This is a genomic window from Woronichinia naegeliana WA131 (genome assembly GCA_025370055.1).
Classification (GTDB): domain Bacteria; phylum Cyanobacteriota; class Cyanobacteriia; order Cyanobacteriales; family Microcystaceae; genus Woronichinia; species Woronichinia naegeliana.
The window spans coordinates 767,823-791,151 of the sequence record CP073041.1; the positions used below are offsets into that span (position 1 = coordinate 767,823).

22 protein-coding genes and 6 pseudogenes are annotated in these 23,329 nt (G+C 40.7%); 14 read left to right on the forward strand and 14 right to left on the reverse strand.

Annotated features, from left to right (window positions below; genetic code table 11):
- Window positions 1-17: 17 nt before the first annotated feature.
- Together KA717_04015 and KA717_04020 are read right to left on the reverse strand one after the other, a co-directional pair.
- On the reverse strand, window positions 18-884 hold the full coding sequence (locus KA717_04015) for an IS630 family transposase (GenBank protein ID UXE62051.1): 867 nt from the start codon (window positions 882-884) through the stop codon (window positions 18-20).
- Between the two features lie 38 nt (window positions 885-922).
- Window positions 923-1,354 (reverse strand): helix-turn-helix domain-containing protein, encoded by a 432-nt coding sequence (locus KA717_04020; GenBank protein UXE62052.1) that lies wholly within the window; start codon window positions 1,352-1,354, stop codon window positions 923-925.
- Between the two features lie 227 nt (window positions 1,355-1,581).
- Between KA717_04020 and KA717_04025 the strand changes: the two genes are divergently transcribed.
- The 3 genes and pseudogenes from KA717_04025 to KA717_04035 all read left to right on the forward strand — a co-directional run bounded on the left by KA717_04025 (window position 1,582) and on the right by KA717_04035 (window position 5,864).
- Window positions 1,582-2,736: an ISL3 family transposase gene (locus KA717_04025; protein ID UXE62053.1), complete on the forward strand. Its 1,155-nt coding sequence runs from the start codon at window positions 1,582-1,584 to the stop codon at window positions 2,734-2,736.
- A 370-nt stretch (window positions 2,737-3,106) separates the two neighbouring features.
- A pseudogene (locus KA717_04030) lies at window positions 3,107-4,388 on the forward strand (ISKra4 family transposase).
- A gap of 194 nt (window positions 4,389-4,582) precedes the next feature.
- Window positions 4,583-5,864: pseudogene (locus KA717_04035) on the forward strand (ISKra4 family transposase).
- Between the two features lie 33 nt (window positions 5,865-5,897).
- Here KA717_04035 and KA717_04040 read toward each other — a convergent pair.
- Window positions 5,898-6,215 (reverse strand): annotated as a pseudogene (locus KA717_04040) (ISAs1 family transposase).
- Window positions 6,216-6,385: 170 nt separating this feature from the next.
- Between KA717_04040 and pgm the strand changes: the two are divergent.
- The gene (gene pgm / locus KA717_04045; GenBank protein ID UXE62054.1) at window positions 6,386-8,032 is read left to right on the forward strand and encodes a phosphoglucomutase (alpha-D-glucose-1,6-bisphosphate-dependent); all 1,647 of its coding nucleotides are present in this window, start codon (window positions 6,386-6,388) and stop codon (window positions 8,030-8,032) included.
- A 24-nt stretch (window positions 8,033-8,056) separates the two neighbouring features.
- Here pgm and KA717_04050 read toward each other — a convergent pair.
- The 9 genes and pseudogenes from KA717_04050 to KA717_04090 form a co-directional block, all read right to left on the reverse strand.
- Window positions 8,057-8,191 (reverse strand): annotated as a pseudogene (locus tag KA717_04050) (IS1 family transposase).
- 736 nt (window positions 8,192-8,927) lie between these two features.
- Window positions 8,928-11,909 (reverse strand): leucine-rich repeat domain-containing protein, encoded by a 2,982-nt coding sequence (locus tag KA717_04055; GenBank protein ID UXE62055.1) that lies wholly within the window; start codon window positions 11,907-11,909, stop codon window positions 8,928-8,930.
- Between the two features lie 214 nt (window positions 11,910-12,123).
- The gene (locus KA717_04060) at window positions 12,124-12,519 is read right to left on the reverse strand and encodes a type II toxin-antitoxin system VapC family toxin (GenBank protein ID UXE62056.1); all 396 of its coding nucleotides are present in this window, start codon (window positions 12,517-12,519) and stop codon (window positions 12,124-12,126) included.
- A 9-nt stretch (window positions 12,520-12,528) separates the two neighbouring features.
- A complete protein-coding gene (locus KA717_04065; GenBank protein UXE62057.1) occupies window positions 12,529-12,711 on the reverse strand; it encodes a hypothetical protein in 183 nt (60 codons plus the stop codon).
- Window positions 12,712-12,757: 46 nt separating this feature from the next.
- Entirely contained in the window at window positions 12,758-13,057 is a 300-nt protein-coding gene (locus KA717_04070) for a nucleotidyltransferase domain-containing protein (GenBank protein UXE62058.1), read from the reverse strand.
- A 165-nt stretch (window positions 13,058-13,222) separates the two neighbouring features.
- Window positions 13,223-13,360: a type II toxin-antitoxin system HicA family toxin gene (locus KA717_04075; protein UXE62059.1), complete on the reverse strand. Its 138-nt coding sequence runs from the start codon at window positions 13,358-13,360 to the stop codon at window positions 13,223-13,225.
- Between the two features lie 14 nt (window positions 13,361-13,374).
- Complete coding sequence (locus KA717_04080) at window positions 13,375-13,629, reverse strand: type II toxin-antitoxin system HicB family antitoxin (protein ID UXE62060.1); 255 nt, start codon at window positions 13,627-13,629, stop codon at window positions 13,375-13,377.
- A gap of 164 nt (window positions 13,630-13,793) precedes the next feature.
- Window positions 13,794-14,813 (reverse strand): AI-2E family transporter, encoded by a 1,020-nt coding sequence (locus KA717_04085; GenBank protein UXE62061.1) that lies wholly within the window; start codon window positions 14,811-14,813, stop codon window positions 13,794-13,796.
- A gap of 89 nt (window positions 14,814-14,902) precedes the next feature.
- Window positions 14,903-15,625, reverse strand: coding sequence for a TPM domain-containing protein (locus tag KA717_04090; protein ID UXE62062.1), 723 nt, complete (start codon window positions 15,623-15,625; stop codon window positions 14,903-14,905).
- 221 nt (window positions 15,626-15,846) lie between these two features.
- Between KA717_04090 and KA717_04095 the strand changes: the two genes are divergently transcribed.
- The 3 genes from KA717_04095 to KA717_04105 all read left to right on the forward strand — a co-directional run bounded on the left by KA717_04095 (window position 15,847) and on the right by KA717_04105 (window position 17,452).
- Window positions 15,847-16,320, forward strand: a complete 474-nt coding sequence (locus tag KA717_04095; GenBank protein ID UXE62063.1) for a photosystem I reaction center protein subunit XI — start codon at window positions 15,847-15,849, stop codon at window positions 16,318-16,320.
- Between the two features lie 64 nt (window positions 16,321-16,384).
- Window positions 16,385-16,501 carry a photosystem I reaction center subunit VIII gene (locus tag KA717_04100; protein ID UXE62064.1) on the forward strand — a complete coding sequence of 39 codons (117 nt, stop codon included), beginning with the start codon at window positions 16,385-16,387 and terminating at the stop codon, window positions 16,499-16,501.
- A 168-nt stretch (window positions 16,502-16,669) separates the two neighbouring features.
- Complete coding sequence (locus KA717_04105) at window positions 16,670-17,452, forward strand: Gfo/Idh/MocA family oxidoreductase (GenBank protein UXE62065.1); 783 nt, start codon at window positions 16,670-16,672, stop codon at window positions 17,450-17,452.
- Here KA717_04105 and KA717_04110 read toward each other — a convergent pair.
- Entirely contained in the window at window positions 17,441-18,568 is a 1,128-nt protein-coding gene (locus KA717_04110) for an ISAs1 family transposase (protein UXE62066.1), read from the reverse strand. The genes KA717_04105 and KA717_04110 overlap by 12 nt on opposite strands.
- 95 nt (window positions 18,569-18,663) lie before the next feature.
- Between KA717_04110 and KA717_04115 the strand changes: the two are divergent.
- Window positions 18,664-19,077 (forward strand): annotated as a pseudogene (locus KA717_04115) (Gfo/Idh/MocA family oxidoreductase).
- Window positions 19,078-19,137: 60 nt separating this feature from the next.
- A complete protein-coding gene (locus KA717_04120; GenBank protein ID UXE62067.1) occupies window positions 19,138-20,073 on the forward strand; it encodes an NAD-dependent epimerase/dehydratase family protein in 936 nt (311 codons plus the stop codon).
- Window position 20,074: 1 nt separating this feature from the next.
- Here KA717_04120 and KA717_04125 read toward each other — a convergent pair whose 3' ends face one another.
- Complete coding sequence (locus KA717_04125; GenBank protein UXE62068.1) at window positions 20,075-20,524, reverse strand: SRPBCC family protein; 450 nt, start codon at window positions 20,522-20,524, stop codon at window positions 20,075-20,077.
- Window positions 20,525-20,772: 248 nt separating this feature from the next.
- Here KA717_04125 and KA717_04130 point away from each other — a divergent pair.
- From KA717_04130 to KA717_04150, 5 genes and pseudogenes are all read left to right on the forward strand, one after another.
- Window positions 20,773-21,083 (forward strand): annotated as a pseudogene (locus KA717_04130) (ISKra4 family transposase).
- Window positions 21,084-21,129: 46 nt separating this feature from the next.
- Window positions 21,130-21,558: a hypothetical protein gene (locus KA717_04135; protein ID UXE62069.1), complete on the forward strand. Its 429-nt coding sequence runs from the start codon at window positions 21,130-21,132 to the stop codon at window positions 21,556-21,558.
- Window positions 21,524-21,733: a hypothetical protein gene (locus tag KA717_04140; GenBank protein UXE62070.1), complete on the forward strand. Its 210-nt coding sequence runs from the start codon at window positions 21,524-21,526 to the stop codon at window positions 21,731-21,733. Before KA717_04135 ends, KA717_04140 begins: the two co-directional genes overlap by 35 nt.
- Before the next feature lie 197 nt (window positions 21,734-21,930).
- Window positions 21,931-22,125 (forward strand): transposase, encoded by a 195-nt coding sequence (locus KA717_04145; protein ID UXE62071.1) that lies wholly within the window; start codon window positions 21,931-21,933, stop codon window positions 22,123-22,125.
- A 17-nt stretch (window positions 22,126-22,142) separates the two neighbouring features.
- On the forward strand, window positions 22,143-23,318 hold the full coding sequence (locus tag KA717_04150; GenBank protein ID UXE62072.1) for an IS4 family transposase: 1,176 nt from the start codon (window positions 22,143-22,145) through the stop codon (window positions 23,316-23,318).
- Window positions 23,319-23,329: the final 11 nt, after the last annotated feature.

Sequence of the window (23,329 nt, forward strand, 5' to 3'; positions counted from 1 at the left end):
ACTTTTCTTTTCCTTCATCAACTAAAGGTCACACCCTCTAAAATAATCACAATCTTCGGACCATTCTTTTCAAAGTCTTCTTTTTTATTTCCTTGTTCTATCCATTCTCTTTGTATGTCTTTGTAAAATTTTAATAATACACTCTTGAAGTTCTGAGAGTTACCAGTGGGAATCAAATCAACCCACCGTTTTTTGTCAGTATATCTAATACCACCCATTACATTGACTCTTCCTTTTCTTCTATCTCCCCTCACTTTTTTACGCTTTCCTTTTTTTGTCCAATGTTTTCTCCGTATTACTCTTAAGCTGAAGCCACTTTCATCCCAAAACCATATCTGGATTGATTCTGGCTTTTCTTTCAAAAGCTTCTTGTACTCTTCAACTTTCTTTCTAAATTCCTCTCTTTTTTGCTCATCTTTTTTATCTTCTAGACTATATTTTGCCCAGATGTAGACAAATCGCTTTTTTTTAAGCATATTTCTAAGTTGTGTATTTCCTAACAATATACCCGTTTCTTTTTCCATATGAGTTGATAGTCTTGCTACTGTCCAACGTCCAAATTCATATCCAAACTCTTCAGGCTCTTTGATTATTATCTCCGTCAATTTCTCTATGTATTCTTCTGTTACTTTCCTGTGATTTCCTTTTTTTCTTTTGTCTCTTAAGCTTTCTATCTCTTTCGGATTTCCATTATTGCACCAGTACCACACTTGTCGTTTGCAACATCCTAATAATCCTGATATTTCATCATACGTTTTTCCTTCATTTCTCAGTAACATAATCAATATTCTCTCTCTTGTAACTGCGTGCTCTTCCGTTTTAAGGGCTTTTTGTAGCTCTTTCTTGGTCTTTTGGTCTAAGAAGTTTAACGTCAGCATAGTCATACAAAAAAGTAAGTCTATATATTCTACCTTATATCCACTTAGAGTGATGACAGCTTATCATTCACTTTTTCCCCAAAATTTGGGTCAGGGGGGGGATTCAGCCAGTATCCTGACTGATGGGGTTTAATATCTGCTTCTTCCCATAATCTTCCTACCTGTCGAGGAGATATACTTTCCACTATTCCTTGCTTTACTAATTCCTCGGCTAATTCTCGTCCTGTCCAGTGACTTATCGGACGCTCATAATTCTTTGGGTCATCACAGGCTAATTTGAACAACTTCAAGATTTGTTCGCGTTTAAACTTGGCGGGTGCTCCACTACGTTCAGCATCTTTGATTCTTTCTGTTATTTCTATTTCACTTTTCTGTCCTGCTATCCATCTTTCTCTCCATTGACTTGCCATTTTTCGGCTGATTTTTAATTTTCTAGCAATTTCTCGATTATTTTCTCCCTCATCTGCCAGAAGCACTATTTTTGCCCTTAGGCAATTTGCTGCTCTGTTGTATGACGATTTATCAGTTTTTCTAGATGTTCTCGTTCTTTTGCTTCCAACTTTAACTCTTTGGGGGCTAATCGGGGCATGACTTTTTCTCCTATATACCTATATTTATCTTTTTATCGGTTGCCTAATAATAGGGCTCTTCCCCCAACTGTGTGGAAAGTGTATAATGATAATACCACAGTAGGAGGTGGAGTATGTGGATAAACTTGGATGAGCTACTAGGTTTGCCAAAGGTAACAGTCGTAAACTATCGAGAAATAGATGGTGCTTTGTTCTTAAAATTAAAAATGAAAAACGAAGTAATGGAATGTCCAAATTGTCATAAAGAATTGGAAGATATAAATCAAATAGAATATAATTTGGTTCGGGATTTATCCCTATTGGGAAAGAAAGTATATCTGGAAGTGCCCCGCCGCCAGTTCCATTGTGAAAAATGTCAGAAATACATAACAGAAAGACTGGACTTTATGCAGCTAAGAAAACATTATACAATTCGTTATGAAGAAAAGATTTATGAGCAAGTAAAAAAGAAAAATGTAGAAGAGGTAAGGCAAGAAGAAGAAATAAGTTGGGGAACATTGGAATCAATATTTGAAGAGTATGCAAAGCAGGCAGAAAAGAAGGAATGGGAATTACCAGAAAAGATAAGTTTAGACGAATTTAGTAATAGAAAAGGAAAAAAAGACTTTATTACAACAGTGATAGATATAAATAAAAAGGAATTGTTAGAAGTAATAAAAGGACACAAAAAAGAAGAGATAATAGAAGCCCTAAAAGTGCAGCCAGCAAGGGTTAGAGAGAATGTAAAGGAAGTAAGTGTGGATATGTGGGAGGGATTTACGTCAGCAATAAAGGAGTTATTTGTAAATGCTAAAATCGTCTATGATAGATTTCATGTAATGAAAAATATAAATGAAGAATTGAATAAATTGAGAAAGAAAATGAATATGCATAAAAAGGGTTTAACATACCTATTATGGAAAAATAAAGAAGAGTTAAAAGAAGAAAAAAGAGAAGAGTTAGAAGAGATATTGAAAATGTATCCTTGTTTAGGAATAGCGTATGAAATGAAGGAAGAGATTAGAGATATTTATGAGCATTCAAGAACGACAAATGGTGCAAGGAGAAAATTTGAAAAATGGATGAGAACAGCGAGCCTATTCTATAAAAAAAGTGTGGGTATGCTGAAAACTCATTTGACAGGTATATGCAATTATTTTGAAAACCATACAACTAATGGATTAACGGAAGGGATGAATACAAAAATTAAATTAATAAAAAGGAAAAGTTATGGATTTGCTAATTTTGAGCATCTACGGCTTAAATTGTTAGCTTGCTTTAACTCGTAACATAACATTACACACAGACAAGGGGAGAGCCATAATAGTATCTTAACTTACGCCTTAGACTAATAGTTTGCCAATAGGCGTGTCACATCAACTAATGTTTTGGTGGGGGCAGGTTGGCCTGCTAGGGGATTTACGTTTGATGTCATAGAGTCCCAGGGCAAACGAATCAAAATTCTAGACTCTTTATTTGACAAGCCTTTTAGCATTTCATAAAAAATCAATAATGATTGCTGAAACCTTTACCTAGTGGTCTGTCAATTTTCTATTTGTGGATAAAGACGCTTGAGACCTTCACTGGGTGTGACCTTTAGTTGATGAAGGAAAAGAAAAGTGTTAACATGAGATGAAAAGTGACAAAGAGGAAACAATGATGACAGCAAAACTAATTAATGTAGAGGGTTCAAAGATAAAAATAGAACTAACATTAGAACTCAGTCGTTCAATGTTGGATACAGAAATAAATATTCAAAAAGGCTTAAACGAAGTAGGTTGCATCGCCAGCAAAGAAGCCTTGAAATATTTAGATACAGATGGTTCACCCTTAAAAATCGGTGAAGAAATCTGGAAGAGTAAGGGAGAGCAACCGAAAGAATATCAAACACCTTATGGTGAGGTTATAGTGAATCGTCATGTATATCAGCGTTCACCTTTGAGGAAAAACGTATTGCCCCTTAGAAAGAGAAGCAAGGATAATCATAACATCAACGCCATTATTGGCAAAACAGGTATCCTCAAAAATGTCAGGGATGGCAGGCAAAGAGGTGAAAAATGATTTATTAGAAAATCATGGTAGAAAAGTAGCGCTATCCTATATCCAAAGATTGAGTGAAGCAGTAGGAAGTGTGGTACAAGCAAAAGAAGAAGCGTGGAGTTATGCCCCGCCCAAGGAGGATAGCCAAATTGCAACAGTGGGAATAGGATTAGATGGAACCTGTATGCTGATGTGTGAGGATGGCTACCGTGAAGCAATGGTGGGAACCGTTTCCCTATACGATAGTGAAGGCGAACGTCAACATACAATCTATCTAGGTGCGGCACCAGAGTATGGAAAAAAGAGTTTTCTAGAAAGATTGGAAAGAGAAATTGAGCGAGCGAAAAACCGTTATCCAGAGGCAACATTGGTCGGGATAGCAGACGGGGCAGAATCAAATTGGAAGTTTTTAGAAAAGCAAACGGAAGAACAGATATTAGATTTCTATCATGCCTCTGGTTACTTAGGTGCCTTGGCAGAAGCGTTGCATCCGAATACCGTGTCAAAACAAAAAGAATGGTTGACTGAAAATTGTCGAGAACTCAAGCATGAAAAAGGAAAAGCAGGAGAACTGCTAAATCTGATGAAAGAAGTCAAAGAAGAAAAAAGTCATTCTAAGAATCTTACCGAGAAACTACAAGCGGCGATTACTTATTACGAGAATCATCAGCATCAAATGGATTATGCTGAATACTTAGAGAAAAAGTATCCGATTGGTTCAGGTGTTACGGAAGCAGCTTGTAAGACGTTGGTCAAACAACGATTATGTTGTTCAGGGATGCGATGGAAGGAAAAAGGAGCAGGAATTATTTTGAGCCTACGAGCTTTGGTATTGACCAAGGAACGATGGAGTCAATTTTGGGCAAAACTTGATCAATATGGGTTCCCTGTAGAACCCTGATTACAACAGCTTTTATCAACTAAAGGTCGCACCCCTTGAGACGGATACGAGCCTCAGCCGTCGTGAATTGCCAATCTACCGACTTTTGGGAATGATTGCGCTGAGTGTACCAAGCTGCTGGGGTGTGACCTTTAGTTGATGAAGGAAAAGAAAAGTGTTAACATGAGATGAAAAGTGACAAAGAGGAAACAATGATGACAGCAAAACTAATTAATGTAGAGGGTTCAAAGATAAAAATAGAACTAACATTAGAACTCAGTCGTTCAATGTTGGATACAGAAATAAATATTCAAAAAGGCTTAAACGAAGTAGGTTGCATCGCCAGCAAAGAAGCCTTGAAATATTTAGATACAGATGGTTCACCCTTAAAAATCGGTGAAGAAATCTGGAAGAGTAAGGGAGAGCAACCGAAAGAATATCAAACACCTTATGGTGAGGTTATAGTGAATCGTCATGTATATCAGCGTTCACCTTTGAGGAAAAACGTATTGCCCCTTAGAAAGAGAAGCAAGGATAATCATAACATCAACGCCATTATTGGCAAAACAGGTATCCTCAAAAATGTCAGGGATGGCAGGCAAAGAGGCGAAAAATGATTTATTAGAAAATCATGGTAGAAAAGTAGCGCTATCCTATATCCAAAGATTGAGTGAAGCAGTAGGAAGTGTGGTACAGGCAAAAGAAGAAGCGTGGAGTTATGCCCCGCCCAAGGAGGATAGCCAAATTGCAACAGTGGGAATAGGATTAGATGGAACCTGTATGCTGATGTGTGAGGATGGCTACCGTGAAGCAATGGTGGGAAACGTTTCCCTATACGATAGTGAAGGCGAACGTCAACCTACAATCTATCTAGGTGCGGCACCAGAGTATGGAAAAAAGAGTTTTCTAGAAAGATTAGAAAGAGAAATTGAGCGAGCGAAAAACCGTTATCCAGAGGCAACATTGGTCGGGATAGCAGACGGGGCAGAATCAAATTGGAAGTTTTTAGAAAAGCAAACGGAAGAACAGATATTAGATTTCTATCATGCCTCTGGTTACTTAGGTGCCTTGGCAGAAGCGTTGCATCCGAATACCGTGTCAAAACAAAAAGAATGGTTGACTGAAAATTGTCGAGAACTCAAGCATGAAAAAGGAAAAGCAGGAGAACTGCTAAATCTGATGAAAGAAGTCAAAGAAGAAAAAAGTCATTCTAAGAATCTTACCGAGAAACTACAAGCGGCGATTACTTATTACGAGAATCATCAGCATCAAATGGATTATGCTGAATACATAGAGAAAAAGTATCCGATTGGTTCAGGTGTTACGGAAGCAGCTTGTAAGACGTTGGTCAAACAACGATTATGTTGTTCAGGGATGCGATGGAAGGAAAAAGGAGCAGGAATTATTTTGAGCCTACGAGCTTTGGTATTGACCAAGGAACGATGGAGTCAATTTTGGGCAAAACTTGATCAATATGGGTTCCCTGTAGAACCCTGATTACAACAGCTTTTATCAACTAAAGGTCGCACCCCCTTCACTTACCTCCGCTATACTTTTGACCCAATGCAGAAAACAGTCTTGAAATTGCTCTGGATTCAGACTAGCAAATACACGCGCAAACGTATCGTCGGAGGGGATGCCATTCGGCAATTCCAAAATTTTTTTTAGCCATTGATGTTTAGCCTTGCCGAAACTTTCCATGGCTACCCAACCTTCTGCTCCACAAATGACGGCTAAGATGGCAATCGTTAGAATATCAATGAGTTTATGCCGTTTTGTTCGTTCGATGCGAGGGTCATCTATTTCGGCAAAGTGTTCTACCAGTCTATATTTGGGTCGGAGTTTCATCGCTTTTGTTTTCTATGCACTTTCCCTTATTTTCCCTTATCCATCCCTCTATAATGTTCTTGTATCTGTATCATTTTTAGATGCGTTCGCCCTGGCTCCCCGAAAGAGAAACTCATCCCTTGGCCCATTTTGCCCTAGCATTTGAATACTGACAATCCTTTGAGGACTCTATGGTATCAAACGTAAATCCCCTAGCAGGCCAACCTGCCCCCACCGAAACCTTAGTTGATGTGACGCGCCTATTGGCAGACTACTACGATCGCCGTCCCGACCCTGACAATCCGCTCCAACAAGTCAGTTTTGGTACATCGGGCCATCGCGGTTCCTCCCTCAATCACACCTTTAACGAAGACCATATCCTCGCTGTTTCTCAAGCCGTCGCCGAATATCGCCAAAGCCAAGGTATTACAGGGCCTTTGTATTTGGGAATGGATAGTCACGCCCTCTCCACTCCCGCCCAAAAAACCGCCCTCGAAGTTCTCATTGCCAACGGAGTCGAAGTTTATCTCAACACCGATAGCGATTATCGCCAATTTACGCCCACTCCTGGCGTTTCCCATGCCATACTGCGCTACAACCAGGGCAAAACGACGGGACTCGCTGACGGCATTATTATTACTCCTTCCCATAATCCCCCTGCGGACGGAGGTTTTAAGTACAATCCACCTAGTGGTGGCCCCGCCGAACCCGAAATCACTAAATGGGTACAAAATCGCGCTAATGAATTATTAAAACAGGGTAATCAAGGTGTTAAACGCATTAGTTATGAAAAAGCATTACAAGCCGATAATTGCCATTATTTTGACTTTATTACTCCCTACGTTAACGACCTAGAAAATATTATTGATCTGGAGGCTATTCGGGCTGCTGGTATTCGTTTAGGAGCCGATCCTTTAGGTGGTTCTAATGTTGCCTATTGGGAACCGATCTCCGAACGGTATGGATTAAATATTACGGTGGTAAATCCTAAAATTGATCCCACGTTTCGCTTTATGACCTTGGATTGGGATGGCAAAATTCGCATGGATTGTTCTTCTCCCTACGCCATGGCCAATCTAGTTAAACTTAAGGATGATTACGATATTGCTTTTGGCAATGATACTGATTCAGACCGTCATGGCATTGTCACCCCCAGCGTCGGTTTAATGAATCCTAATCATTTTCTTTCTGTTGCTATTTGGTATTTATTCACCCATCGTAAACAGTGGTCGGGCTTAAGTGCGATCGGCAAAACCCTGGTAAGTAGTAACATGATTGATCGCGTAGCTAAGGCAATTGGCCGCAAAGTTTATGAAGTGCCTGTGGGTTTTAAATGGTTTGTAGATGGTCTTTTAGATGGTTCCTTCGGCTTTGGTGGCGAAGAAAGTGCAGGAGCTTCTTTTCTCAAGAAAAATGGCACGGTTTGGACAACGGATAAAGACGGCATCATTATGGATTTATTGGCCGCTGAAATTACCGCAATTACTGGCAAAGACCCTGGTTTGCACTATCAAGATTTAACCGCCCGTTTAGGCAATCCCATCTATCAACGCAAGGATGCTCCCGCCACGCCCGAACAAAAGGCCAAACTGAGTAAGTTGTCTCCTGAAGCGGTTACGGCTTCTACCCTGGCCGGGGATGCCATCACTGCCAAATTAACTAAGGCTCCTGGCAATCAAGCGGCGATCGGTGGCTTAAAAGTAACCACAGATTCAGGTTGGTTTGCGGCCCGTCCTTCTGGTACGGAAAATGTCTATAAAATCTATGCGGAAAGTTTCAAGGATGAGAGCCATTTGCAACAGATTTTCACGGAAGCTGAGGCGATCGTGACTGGGTAGTGATTCGATAGTAGTGGTGGCAGCTTAAGCCTTTGCTAATTGGGCATTGTAGTCGTGTATGAAGTACCAAATTGCCCCAATATGATTTTCCACATGTTTGGAAAAAGAGAGGCTTTGGCGCACCAATCGGGAAATTCGTTGTCGCAAGGTATTATTTAACCCACATTCCGTACATAAAAGAAGAACAAAGAAAATAAGAAAAGCACCTATGACAAAAGATAATACTGACAAGTAGTAGCCCCAAAAAAGCCTAAAAGCCTCTCTCGCTCAAGCGTGAGATGATAATTTGGGGACAATTATCCAGTACAACCCAATGAATCCCCCTCAAAGTCTGAAAAATCTAACGCAGAGTCGGACGTTGAGTCGGCTTTCCCAACTGATTAGGCACAGTCTCCTCCTGCTCTGCCAGAGCCTGTCTCAGTTTACGTTGCCCCAAGCTGTACACCAACAAACACAACGCCATAATGAAAGTCAATGCGGGTGCGACCTTTAGTTGATAAAAGCTGGTGTAATCAGGGTTCTACAGGGAACCCATATTGATCAAGTTTTGCCCAAAATTGACTCCATCGTTCCTTGGTCAATACCAAAGCCCGTAGGCTCAAAATAATTCCTGCCCCTTTTTCCTTCCATCGCGTCTTTTTAATAACAATCGTCCGACTGTTCGGCTAAGTCCCCGTTCCTCTGTCAATACGAATTCTGATACAAATCCTGCTGAAGTTAAACCGACTCCAGAAGCAGCTAAACCTACGGATGGGTCAACAGAAAGCAGTTCTTTGGCTGCACCAGCCGCAGGCAAGAAATAGGACTCAAAGAGATCGCCTTGGTGAGGTGGCTTTTTCGGGTATTGCTGCTATTTTGTTCTTCTAGGGAAGACAAGGAAGTCAGTACAGAAAGATTAATACTCACCAACAAATTGAGGATGTACCCAAAGAAATTTCCCCTGATTGGTTTGCACTTTTTCTAAACCACCAAAACCAGGGTCTTTTTGTTTGATAATAGCTTGAAATTCTCGCAAAATAGAACCTCTAGCCTCCGTGACTTCACCAACTTCTAAATCATACAATTTTTCATTAGAAACTTGACTGAAGGAATCGCTAGTTTTAGCAACAGCTTCTAGGGATTTTTGTCCAAAATCGAGATTTTCTTTGAATTGACTATAGCTTTGATCATCAATGCCTAATTGATAGGCTGAATTAAGAGCGGGTAAACCAATGCTGAGGGCTTTACTGATAGGAATAATCCAGGGAGAGGCTTTTTTTAACCAATCTCGTTTAATACTAATTTGATAAACTCCCGCTTTTGGATTATCGCTTTTATAGTTGAGCCAGGGCAAGGGACAACGGGAATGTTCACACCAGAGAATTAGCTGAAATTGTTTTTCGATCCAGGCAGGATTATCAAGAAATTTGGTATCTACAGGAATTAAACTAAATAGGCGAGGAGCTTCTTTGGCTTCATCGGTAAGAGTATTCATTAAACGGACGAAATTATCTTCTAATTCGGCTTGGAATTTGTCTTGATTGTCGAGAATTTTTTGTTGATTTTCTCCTTGGTGATCTATTTTCTGATGTAAGGAATCTAATTTTTCAACAACGACTTGAAAAGAATTAATTTTTTCGATAGTAGATTTTCGCAGTAGATCGTTAATTTGAAACCAAGTTTTACAGCCTGAAACCTCGCAACGAATTTTTGTAATGTCTTCTTCTAAAGATTCATATAATATTTCCTCTTTAAATAGTCCCAGACCAGGTTTATTCATTCCACAGGGATTAATGCAAGGTAGAAAAATTTCGCAACGAATGCCTGCCCAGAATTCTTTGATTAAATACTGAATATCTTCAGTAACGGCATAGAGCAAACCATCAGGATAAAGACCCCGCACGGTAATTTTAATCCCGTCTTCAATTTGTTCAATTAGAGCATAGTTTCTATGGCTATCTTTGAGCATTAGGCCATGTTGCCAGTGGATACTATCAGCATAATTATCTTGACCGAGGGAATAGCGATAAAAACGGACAATGAGGCGATAAATCAGACCCTCTGGTTCGGCAGGTCGGCCCCAGGCTTTTTCAAAAAAGCGACAGAATTGCACTTTTTCGCTCTGTTCGGCTTTGGGTTGCGACCAGACGGGGGGAAAGGGAGAAATTTGTTCGGTGACTAATTGGGCAATGAGGATTTCATTGGTTTCTTGGCTTTCTTTTTTGATGGGATAGCAGAGATCAAAGCGTTCCATCAATCGCAGAAAAATGGGATGTAAGTTGTCGGGATAACCTCTTTCTGGTTGACGTTGATCATTGTTTTTAGCAGGATTTTTCCAGATTTTACTTAATCTTTCTAGGGTAATAATGCCTTGATTATTTTTGGTAATTTCATCATCTAAAATAAAACTAATGGCTTTTGCCAACCAATCGGGTTTAAGAATCACAATATCGCGTAAAGTGGGATCGTTATGATAATGAATTAAACGCCCTAAACGGTGAGAGGCTTCTAAAAATGCTTCGGCTCTATCTGACTCTAAACCTGCTTTTTGATAAATAGTAATCACTTCCCCATAGGGTAAATAGGCTTGATTTTTATTTTCGAGGGTTTCCCAAACTGTTTCCCATTTTTTCGGGACTTTTTCACCCATACCAGGTAAGTGATAGGCAACTTCAGCAATTTTATTTTTAAGTTCTTCAATGCCCGTTTCTTCTTCGGGTTTACTGTTAATAAAAAAGAAGTTAATGAGGGTATTTTGACCAAATTTTTCGATGAGTTGCTGGCTTGGAATATCAGGTTGGCTTTGGTTTGGGTTTTTGTGGGTGGCAATGACCAAGATTTTTGCTTGGGGAGCGCGACGGATAACGAGGGTAATCCAATATTCGACACAGCCTTGGTGAATGCCCATTCTCGGATTCCAAACCACCAAATAAACCGCAGGGGCAGAGAAAAAGAGTTGATGGGTAGGACGATAAATAGTTTGACCGCCAAAATCCCAACCGTTCAGGGTGATTTCGGTCTGGTTATGGGTAAATTGGCAGGGTTTAATTTCAATGCCGTGAGTTTTAGAACGCCCTTCGATCCATTCATCTCCCCGCAAGGCTCCTAAGAGGCAACTTTTACCCACCGCACCTTCACCAACCAAGATTAATTTGCCTTCGTTGAGGGTGATTTGGGATTTAGCTCTTTCAAGGAGATAGTTTTTGAGTTCAGGCAATCCTTGTTTATAAACAGCCGCTAGAGTTGGATTAAGAGGATTATTATCAAGGTTAAGTTTTTGTAAATTGGAAAGTTGGGCAATCACATCTGGAATTTCTACTATTTGGTTATTATAAAGGAAAAGTTGTTGTAAATTAGAAAGTTGGATGATCGCATCTGGAATTTCTACTATTTTGTTATCAGAAAGCTTAAGTTTTTGTAAATTGTCAAGTTGGGCGATTTCTTCAGGAATTTTCACTATTTTGTTATTGTTCAGATTAAGCAGTTGTAAATTGTCAAGTTGGGCGATCTCTTCAGGAATTTCTACTATTTTGTTATGATTAAGATAAAGTTTTTTTAGATTAAAAAGTTGGCCAATCTCTTTAGGTATTTCTACTATTTGATTTTTATGAAGATACAAATTTTTTAACTTGGAAAGTTTGGCGATTGCGTCAGGAATTTCTACTACTTGATTATTCTCAAGTGAAAGATATTGTAAATTGGAAAGTTGGGTGATCGCGTCAGGAATTTCAACGATTTTGTTCTTGTCAAGATGAAGGATTTGTAAATTAGAAAGTTGGGCGATTTGAGGTGGGATTTTTGTTAGTTGAAGATTGGAAAGATAAAGTCCTATTGTTCTTAATCTTTGTGCTTCTGTAATGCGTTGTTCTGCTTCACGATACCCTTCTTCTGGTATCATAATGCCTCCTTAATTTTTTGATTTGTAATGGGTTGAATAATTCTAATTTAACGTAGGGGCTTGGTCTCCAAGTCCTACAATCCTTAATTTAGAAGACCATCAAATTGTAACAATATAGCCGATGGATTTGGCAACCAAACCCCTACCAATTTTATAACACAGTATTCGGATGTCATAATTGCTCCTCTTAATGTAAAAACTAAAACATAATAATTCAATCCCAGATTGTATTTAGGTTTTTATAACTCCTTAAAATATTATCTCGTGTAATTAAAACCGCCTGATAATAAAGTGACGTTGCGGCAATAATTCGATCATGAATATCCCAACAGTCTGGTAATTCTAACATAGCTTTTAGAATTGGAAAATCAAAAGCAATAATTGTAAATCCATTACTTTGATCAATTCGTTCAATAACCGTTTCAATTCCTACATTGATTCGTTTCTTTTGGACAAGATGGGTAATCTCAGCCAAAACCAAAGTCGGCACTAAAACTTGAGTTGTTCCCAGTTCTCCTCCTTTTAAAATCTTCTCGGCTTGCAATGATAAACGGGAATCTTCACCAATGAACCAAGCTAAAGCATGAGTATCAACCACATAAACATTCATAAATACTAATTAATCAAATTTTAAATCAGAACGAAAAACTGAATGTTTGGCTTCCATTAAATCTTGATCTGTAATGTCAATCCCTTTCCATAAACCTTGAATTTTAACCACCTTAGAAGTATTTTGAGATTCAGACTCAACGATCTTTTTGAGCATTTCTAACTCATCTTGGATCGCTTGAATTCGTTGCAAAACGTAATGGCTCATAACAATTATCCTCTAAAAATTTCTGTATCCATCATACCCAAATAGAGTCTCGCTCAATTATATTACGAAAAAATGGTCTTAGGGCCTTACTCTCATGGATAATATCCACTTCACAGCCCAACAAATTTATTAACTCCTCTCGTAAATGTACAAGCGCAAATAAGTTAGGCTTACTCAATTTGACAATAACATCCATGTCACTATCCTCCCGTGCCTCATCTCGTGCCACCGACCCAAAAATTCCCAAAGAAATCAAACCATAGCGATCGCATAAATCCGCCTTATTTTGACTTAGAATTGTTAGTACACTGTCTCGTTGTAAATGTTTCATTCTTTTTTTCTGAAAAAACATAGCTATATTATAACAATAGATAGAGCGGCGATCGCTCTTCTGGTGTCATAATCCCTCCTTAATTTTTTGAATTTTTAACCTATTTTATAATGAGTTAAACTTCTCCCAGTTAAGACCCAATTGGTGAATAAGTTGCCGTAAAACTTAGGCTTTTAAATCCTTACTTCCCCAATCTGGAATAGGAGCGATCGCTCCACCTTCGGGATTGTACCATTTTCGATGGGAACCACCGCCTTTTCTCTGAATTTCCTGACATCCCATTTCCTTAAGTTTTCGAGCCACCTCTTTGTATTTCACTATGCACCTACAGGAATTAAACTTTCTGTCCAAAGAATCGTGGGTTCAACAATAGGCTGTAATATCGGAGGTAAAGGCTGTCCCAAATCTTGATAAGCCTCAATGAGTGCCGATAAAGCATCAGAAACATTCGGAACAACTTCTTCTAATGTATCCGCCTCTGTAATGAGATTCGGCAAAAGCGGACAAGTAATCGTATAACCGCCTTCTGGTTGAGGCTCTAAAATTAACGGCAACTTATAAATATTTTCCATTTTTGTTAATCAGTAAGATTACTTTTAGGCGTAAGTTCTGCTCCCCTAAAGATATTTTAACCCCTTTTTTATCTTCAAAGACAATTTGGCTAGCAATCTAGCCAACGGATTTGGAAACCAAACCCCTACCTAATTTTAAAAATTATGCCCACATAGACTCTAAACTAGCCGATCTCATCCTCCGAAGCAGAAAGACTAGTCGTAACCTTTTCCGTATTACCGGCTCCCATCAACAGGGCAATAAAACGAGTCTCCTCCGAACTTTCCAAAACCAACTTTTTCACCATCATCGTTAGCGGAACCGATAAAATTGCTCCCGTTGGCCCCAATACCCAACTCCAGAATAAAATCGAGAGAATAATCACCAAAATTGAGAGATCTAAACCTTCCTGCATATAGCGAGGTTTAATCGCCTTATCCACAATATTATCCACCAACAAACAACCCACAAACACTAATAACGCCCTCAAGCCATCATGTTCTAATAACGCTAATAAAACAGGTGGAATGACCGCCAACAAAAAACCAACCCCTGGGATAAAACTTAAGAGAAAAAACATCACCCCCCACAAAGGTGCGAGATCAACCCCCAAGACTAGTAACACTAGAAAATCCCCAAAAGCCGCTAAAGCTCCTGTCCAAGCAGTGATCATCATATATTTGCGAATGTCACCACTAAAGGCAGTTAGCTTGCTTAAAAGGACTCCTTCTGGTTCAAAAACACGACGTAACTTGCTCGGAAAACTGGTGGACTCAATCAACATGAAGGCGACAATTAACAACAACAACAGAGAAGAGGCGATCGCCTCACCAATGCGCTGAATAAATACCACTGCCCCTTTTAAAAGGTTACTCGGTTGTAAAACGTCGGAACCCATCGTGTTGTTGAGATTAATGCCCTTAGCCGCAAAAAAATGAACGAGAGAATCCTTGATTGCACTAATCCGATTCTCGTAAGTAGGCAAAATATGAATTAGCTGATTAATGGAAACGCCTAAAAAAGCCATCAAGCTGGCTACAATCCCTAGCACCAATAAAATGGTAAGCAATAGGGCGAGTTTTGGGGATAATCCTTTGCGGACTAGCCAACCGAGTAAAGGACTAACACTAATAACAATAATGAGAGAGAGGAAGAACGCATTGAGGAGGGAAGAGGCTGACTGCATTCCCGCCACCACGATCACAAAGCTGGCCGCCCCCAAGAGGAACAGAAAAATGGGAGAAAATCTGGTATTTGGGGACATAATACTGATTGTATGGGGATGAGGATCAACTATCTTCCAGGAATGCCAACATACCAGAAGTAAGTCGCCATCGGAATTAGGGTGGCTAGAGCTAACAGAACAATCACCCAGAAGGTTGCACTTTTATCATCCGTCTCTTCCGCCGTGGCAAAGGTTCCTTCCAGATTGATTTCCTGAAGGGTTGGTGGCCCCGGATCCGCTTGACCAGACAACAGAGCCGTCAATCGTTTATCCGCTTCTAAGACAGCTTGGTTATATTTGCCACCGTTTTTTAAGGGAACGGCGATCGTTTCATTGGTAATACTTTCAGCCACCTCATCATTGACCAAGGATTGCGCCTCTACACCTCGATACAGAGCCGTTCCATTCGTGAGAGTATCAATGACGACCAAGGTTTGATTAGCTTGCTCCTCTGGGGTTGGATACCAACGCTGAAATAACTTTTCAGTAAAGCCAGGCATGGTTTCGTCAAAGTCCAAACGACGAATGACCACAAAACGCACTTCTTGTCCGGTTTTCTGAGCTAACTTTTTCAAATCGCCATTAATTTTCCCTTCATTGGCCAGACTAATAGCCTCGGCTTGATCCACTAACCAGGTTGACGATCCCGCATTAACCACCGGCAAGTCATAAATTCCCGTTGCCCAGACTGGCGTGATCACGAACATCATCCCCATTAGGGCAAAAAAGAGAGAAGATAGTCCAGCAGTGAGGCATTTGTGCCAACTAGCAAAGGTCAAAGGAAGTTTCATAATGGCATTAGATTTAGACGAGAAGAGCTTGCAGTCTATTATAAAATCCATTGTTCCCCCCTGTTCAATTCTCTGGTCAGACAATATCTTCACGAAACTTCATAAATTTTTCTAAAGCTGCGACAGAATTTAACCGTCAGACTGGCCGTCCATGCTTAAAATGTAATCTTAAGTTTTGTCATAAATTTCACTCTACTAGTCAAGAGGAGAACTCAATTAAGATGGCTGAATATACCCAAGTCGTCAAAGCCTATAATGATGACCCCTTTACGGGCAATCTTTCTACCCCGATCTCAGACTCCGGCTTTACCAGAGCATTCATTGGCAATTTACCTGCCTATCGCAAAGGTTTAGCACCTATCCTACGGGGTTTAGAAGTGGGCATGGCTCATGGCTATTTCTTGATAGGCCCCTGGACATTGCTCGGCCCCCTGCGCGATTCAGACCATGCCTCCCTTGGTGGATTGATTGGTGCTCTGGCTCTGATCCTCGTAGCAACGGCTGCGCTGAGTAGCTATGGACTAGTTTCCTTCCAAGGATCGAGTGACAGTTCTGATTCGTTACAAACCTCTGAAGGTTGGAGCCAATTTGCGGCTGGTTTCTTTGTCGGCGGTATGGGTGGCGCGTTTGTCGCTTATTTCCTCTTAGATCATTTAACGGTGGTCGATGGGATTTTCCGAGGTGGTTTTAACTAACCGCACCTTTCTTTTTAAGCAAAAGCTGTTTTTGTGTTTGCAAACCATTTAGGAGATTTTAACCATGACTGGAGCCTACGCCGCTTCCTATTTACCTTGGATCTTAATTCCCATTGTGGGCTGGTTATTTCCCGCCGTTGTAATGGGTTTACTCTTTATCCACATTGAAAGTGAAGCCTAATTTTCCTTCGACTCGGCGATCGCTTGTCGAGTTTAGATAGAAGGGACAAGAATACTCTGCCTTCGGGTAGGGTATTTTTACTTGAGTGTAGTGATTCGGGAAAATCCAGCGATTAGAATTGCTGGTAATTCTTAATCCAACTTTAAGCAAGATTCAAAAGGTTAGTGAATGGGCAAACATAATTTTTCTCGGTTTGGTGTGGCAGTAGTGGGGACTGGCTTTGGCCAAGCGATTCATATTCCAGGCTTTCAGCATCATCCCCGTACTGAAGTCGTAGCGGTTTATCATCGAGATTTGCCTAATGCCCAGGCGATCGCTGCCGATCATCAAATTCCTCAAGCCGATGATCAACTGGAAAAAATCCTCGCACGGCCAGAGGTGCAGGGGGTTAGTCTCTCAACACCGCCTTTTTTACACTACGACATGGCCAAAAAGATCCTACAAGCAGGTAAGCATCTGTTGCTCGAAAAGCCCATGACTTTAAAGGCCACTGAAACCCGTGAACTTTACCATTTAGCCCAAACTCATCATCTAACCGCGATCGCCGACTTTGAATTTCGGACAGTTCCCGCTTGGCGGCTATTAGCAGAATATTTGCAACAGGATTATGTGGGCAAAATTCGCTTTATTAAAGTTGATTGGTTAGTAACAAGTCGTGCTAATCCTGAACGGTCTTGGAATTGGTATGCCCGTGCCGACCAAGGGGGGGGAGTATTAGGGGCGATCGGTTCCCATGTCTTTGACTACCTGCATTGGCTATTTGGCCCGATCCACAAACTATGCGGTCAATTAAGTTGTGCGATTGTCGAACGTCCCGATCCCCAGGACAATAACCGTCTTAAACCTGTTACCGCCGATGATACCTGTCTAATCCTGTTAGAACTGGCCGATGGAACATCCTGTCAAGTGTCTCTGAGTTCTGTCCAGGGCAAACGCATCTTATCCGAGTAAAACCTTAAGGAGATAGTCCTCGTCCCAACCAGCGCGTAGCCGTTTATTCTTGATACCAAGTTTCAGAGTATTTTCCTTTGTGAGCAAGTTAAGAGCGATATGGCGTAAGACGGCTAAATTCTCAGGAGCAAAATCCTTACGAATGCGACAAGCATCCTCGTTGAAGGCCAAGTCTAGAACCCAATGTAAAGAGTTTTCTATCAACCAATGACTACGAACAGATTGGGATAATTTTTGAGCATTACTCGGCAGGCTACTGATATAGTAGCGAGTCTCATACTCTGTTTTGTCTTTCAATCGTCTCTCCGCTTGAATCATACAGATGCTCGTCAACTTTGCCCATTTCTCCGCACCCAGCAAAAATTCTGTTTGTTCCATCGTCCAGCAACGGCGAATTTCAATCCGTCCATGTCCCTTGTCTATTGTTTGATGAAAATCATGCTTAATTCCCACAAAATTAACCGATTGAGCATGAGCAAATAATTGTTCAACATCCTCACATAGATTACCTTGATTGCCTTTCAATGCCAAAACATAATCTCCCCCTCGCCCTACTATCTGTTGGGCAATCTTTGTCTGAGTTCCCATGGCATCAATCGTTACGATACAACCTTTGACCTCTAGCATTTTCAGGAGTTTAGGAATCGCCGTGATTTCATTCGATTTGCTTTCCACCTTGCACTGTCCTAGTACTAGACGATTTGCTGTTGCCCATGCACTTACCATCTGAATTGCGCCCTTTCCGTTGGCATTGTCATAGGAGTGGCGAAGGGTTTTGCCGTCAATCGCTATCACTTCTCCTTCACTTACCTCCGCTATACTTTTGACCCAATGCAGAAAACAGTCTTGAAATTGCTCTGGATTCAGACTAGCAAATACACGCGCAAACGTATCGTCGGAGGGGATGCCATTCGGCAATTCCAAAATTTTTTTTAGCCATTGATGTTTAGCCTTGCCGAAACTTTCCATGGCTACCCAACCTTCTGCTCCACAAATGACGGCTAAGATGGCAATCGTTAGAATATCAATGAGTTTATGCCGTTTTGTTCGTTCGATGCGAGGGTCATCTATTTCGGCAAAGTGTTCTACCAGTCTATATTTGGGTCGGAGTTTCATCGCTTTTGTTTTCTATGCACTTTCCCTTATTTTCCCTTATCCATCCCTCTATAATGTTCTTGTATCTGTATCATTTTTAGATGCGTTCGCCCTGGAGTTCTGTCACCTATGCAGGACGGGGCCATTGGTTAGAAATCTATGGCGAAAAAGGAACTCTAGTGCTTGGCAGTGATAATCTCAAGGATTATGTTCATGGTTTCCGCTTACTGGCGGCTCCGGCGGGAAAACCGCTCACAGAGGTTGAAATTCCTAAACGTTTAGCCTTTCCCCAGGTCTTTAGTGATGGTCGATTAGCTCCTTTTATCGCCATTGTGGATCGCTGGTTAGAGGGGATTGAACAAGGCCAATCAGTCATTCCCTCGTTACGAGAAGGGGTTTATTCCCAATTGTTGATGGATTTAACCCACCAATCCCATCGGCTGCAAAAATGGGTGACAGTTCCCGATCTCGATGCTTACCTAAACGAATCTGAGCAATTTTTTTTAGATCTGAAGACGGTTGTGAAATAATAAACTTCAACTAGGAATAAACACAATAATGCTGTTTTTATCGATCAAGGGGGAATTACAATGCGTGTTTTAGTAATGGGGGGAACCCGTTTTATTGGGGTTTATTTGACTCAAATTCTGATAGAACAAGGTCATGAGGTTGTTCTCTTTAATCGAGGGAAGAAAGCTCCTCCTCTGCAAGACCTTCAACAAATTCACGGCGATCGCACCGCTCCTGAACAACTGCGAGAAAAGTTGGCCAAGGAAAACTTTGATGCTATTTTCGACAATAATGGACGGGAATTGAGCGATACCCAGCCCTTAGTAGAATTATTTCGAGATAAAGTAGAGCATTTTATCTATGTCAGTTCGGCGGGGGTTTATCTCAAATCAGAGCAAATGCCCCATCGAGAAGGGGATGCCGTTGATTCCAAGAGTCGTCATAAGGGTAAATTCGAGACAGAGTCCTATTTAGCGAAAAGCGGTATTCCCTGGACTTCTTTGCGTCCGACCTATATCTATGGCCCCCAAAATTACAATGATTTGGAAGCTTGGTTTTTTGATCGGATTGTCCGCGATCGCCCGATTCCGATTCCGGGCAATGGTCAACATTTTACCCAATTTGGTCATGTGCAGGATTTAGCCGAGGCGATGACAGCAATTTTGGGCAATGAACGGGCGATTAATCAGATTTATAATATTTCCGGCGATCGCTATGTCACGTTTGATGGCTTGGCCAAGGCCTGTGCCGTGGCGGCGGGTAAAAAAGCGGATGAGATTAAAATTGTCCACTACGATCCTAAGGAATTTGATTTTGGTAAACGGAAGGCTTTCCCCCTACGAATGCAACACTTTTTTGCGGATATTCATAAGGCCAAAACGGATTTGAATTGGCAACCTCAATTTGACTTAATTTCTGGTTTAAAGGATTCTTTTACCAAGGATTATCTAGTTTCAGGTCGTCAGGATGCCAACATTGATTTCTCTACCGATGAAGAAATTCTAGCTTTCCTTTGAATTATAACCATTGTTGTTGATAAATTTCTTCAGCTACCTGTTTCAGTCTTCGTAGTTGTGCCTGCATATCCGCTCCTGTCCATCTAGCTGCAAATAGTTGAAAACCCCAATTAACCAGAGGATTGGGAATGGTAAATTCAAAGCAGTTAATCAATAACGTTCCAGCCTCTAGCGGTTGACATTCCCAGCGATCGCGTCCTTTAAAAAAGCCAGTAAATTCCCAAACCACTAGACCGGGTTCCCTTTGAATAACCACACTACGGAGGGTTGGCTTTAATAAGGGAATTTGGATCACGAAACGACTTTTGCTACCAATTTCGGTTGTCCATTCAGCGATCGGTTCACAGCGTAGAACTGGATTTAACCAACGGTGCATTAACTCTAAATCGGTAAAACATTGTTCGACAATGGTGGCACTAGCTTGAATCTCGATCCGTTGTTCAAAAATCATGATTGATAAAGTTTTAATAATCCAGATTAGACCAAACCCCGCCCCTGACGGTTAAATTCGGCAACAGTTTGTTCCGAAAGCTCATGGGTAGGGGAGCATCTCACTTATGCAATAAGTATTAATACTTATGGGCAGAAAAATAAGACTTTGAACTTTATCGAACTTTATCAAAAAAAGAAATGAGAGTATAATAGTCGAGACCCACTTTCCAAAATCTATCCCAATTGAGGAACAATCTCATGTTATCAGTGTTATCAGAAAATGAAAAAAGGATTCAAGAGTTATGTCAAGAGTTGGGAGAATGTCTCTATCAACAATCTCAAGTTAAAACATTTAATAATTTGGGAGAAATAGAGGAGACTGTCAGAGACTTAATGATTCAGTATGTCAACCCAGAAATAGGTATTTTTTTGTCAAAACAAGTACCGAGGAAACCACAGGTCGGATACGAACAGTAAAAAGTATTTTGGGGGAATTGCCCATTACAGAAAAACAAGCGAAGAAATTAGAACTAAAGCCTCGAACTCAGATGAGTCCAATGTTAGAGAAGAACTGTTTGGGTGTGACCTTTAGTTGATGAAGGAAAAGAAAAGTGTTAACATGGGATGAAAAGTGACAAAGAGGAAACAATGATGACAGCAAAACTAATTAATGTAGAGGGTTCAAAGATAAAAATAGAACTAACATTAGAACTCAGTCGTTCAATGTTGGATACAGAAATAAATATTCAAAAAGGCTTAAACGAAGTAGGTTGCATCGCCAGCAAAGAAGCCTTGAAATATTTAGATACAGATGGTTCACCCTTAAAAATCGGTGAAGAAATCTGGAAGAGTAAGGGAGAGCAACCGAAAGAATATCAAACACCTTATGGTGAGGTTATAGTGAATCGTCATGTATATCAGCGTTCACCTTTGAGGAAAAACGTATTGCCCCTTAGAAAGAGAAGCAAGGATAATCATAACATCAACGCCATTATTGGCAAAACAGGTATCCTCAAAAATGTCAGGGATGGCAGGCAAAGAGGTGAAAAATGATTTATTAGAAAATCATGGTAGAAAAGTAGCGCTATCCTATATCCAAAGATTGAGTGAAGCAGTAGGAAGTGTGGTACAGGCAAAAGAAGAAGCGTGGAGTTATGCCCCGCCCAAGGAGGATAGCCAAATTGCAACAGTGGGAATAGGATTAGATGGAACCTGTATGCTGATCTGACTTTTCCCGTTAAGTCCAAAATCCAGCAATGCAAACTTCTAGAGGCTTTATCTGGCAAGGGTTTGAGTAATGATTCTCTTGACAGGAAAAAAATATTCTGAAGCCATCATCCCGCTTATCGTTCAAATTTCAAAAACAAAGGATGAAGGGAGTATGAGACTGTAAAATGGAGAAAATCTTAAAGGGCAGGTCAAAAAATGTTGGAATGGTGGACAAAAAACTTTGCCAGTTGTGAATTGGGAGACGAGAGGCTAAACAATCGTGCCTTCTCGATTGGGAAAAAGTTAAGTGAGGGGTTTGGAAAAGCCTTATCAGAAGTGTTTAAGGGAGGAAACGAGTTAAAGAGGGCCTATGAATTTTTGGGAATCCGAAAACAGACTTTGTCAAGATAATAGAGCCGCACTGTGAAATGACAACTGCCGCCGTAGAAGAATATAAGATAATGCTATCAGTCGGAGATACGACCTTCTTAGATTATCGCAATATCAAGGAAAAAAGGGAAGGGTATGGGCCGACTGGAAAAGGAGGGAATGGATTAATACTGCATAGTGCTTTAGCAATTGAGCCAGAAAAAGGACAAGTATTAGGTTTATTATGGCAAAAACTGTGGAATAGGGAGGTAAAAGAAAAGCCCCCAACAGATGAAACGGCGAAGCAGAAAAAAGAAAGACAGAAAGAACAAAGAAAAGCAGCTCGTCAAAGACCATTTGAGGAAAAAGAATCCTACAAATGGGTAGAGGCTCTAAACACCTGTGAGAAACAGGTAGAAAGTTCAACGAGGGTAATTCATGTATTTGACAGAGAAGGAGATGTTTCAGAAGTCTTTGACTCAGTGCGTCAACTCAAGCATACAGGAGTGCTGGTCAGAGCGTCTCATAATCGTAGTTTAGACAAAAATAGTGAACGACTTTGGCAACATTTGGAATCAGAACCGATTCGTTTTCATCAAGAAATCGAGATTCCGAGTACAGGAAAAAGAAAAGCACGGAAGGTTAAGCTTGCCGTCCGATTTTGCTCAGTTAATCTACGAACTCCCTATCGTTTTGATAATCGTGACCCGTTGAATGTCTATGCTGTTTATGCGACAGAAATCGATTGTCCCGAAGGCGAAACTCCTTTATCTTGGATGCTTCTGACTACAGAAGTTGTTGAGACTATTGAGATGGCTGTCACTATTCTTCGTTGGTACACCTACCGATGGCGGGTTGAAGAATTTCATAAAGTCCTTAAGTCTGGTTGTCAGAGTGAGCGTTATCGACTTGCCTCTGATGGAATGAAAACTCTTTTGGGTTTTTTAAGTGTCATTGCTGTTGAACTTTTACACGTTACTTATCTTCATCGTACCCAGCCCGATGCTCTCGCGATTGAAATTCTTAATCCTCTTCAACTTCAGGTGTTAAAAGCAGCCGCCTCTCAAAAACTTCCCCCTATTTTGACTGTTGCTTGGGCTGTCGAGTCTGTTGCTTTTCTTGGTGGTTATCTTGAACATCGTCGTAAAACTCCTCTCGGTATCCAAGTCCTTTGGCGCGGTTGGTTGAAGTTGCATGACCTTTGCCAAGGCTGGCAGCTTGCAATCCGCACTTAACGGGAAAAGTC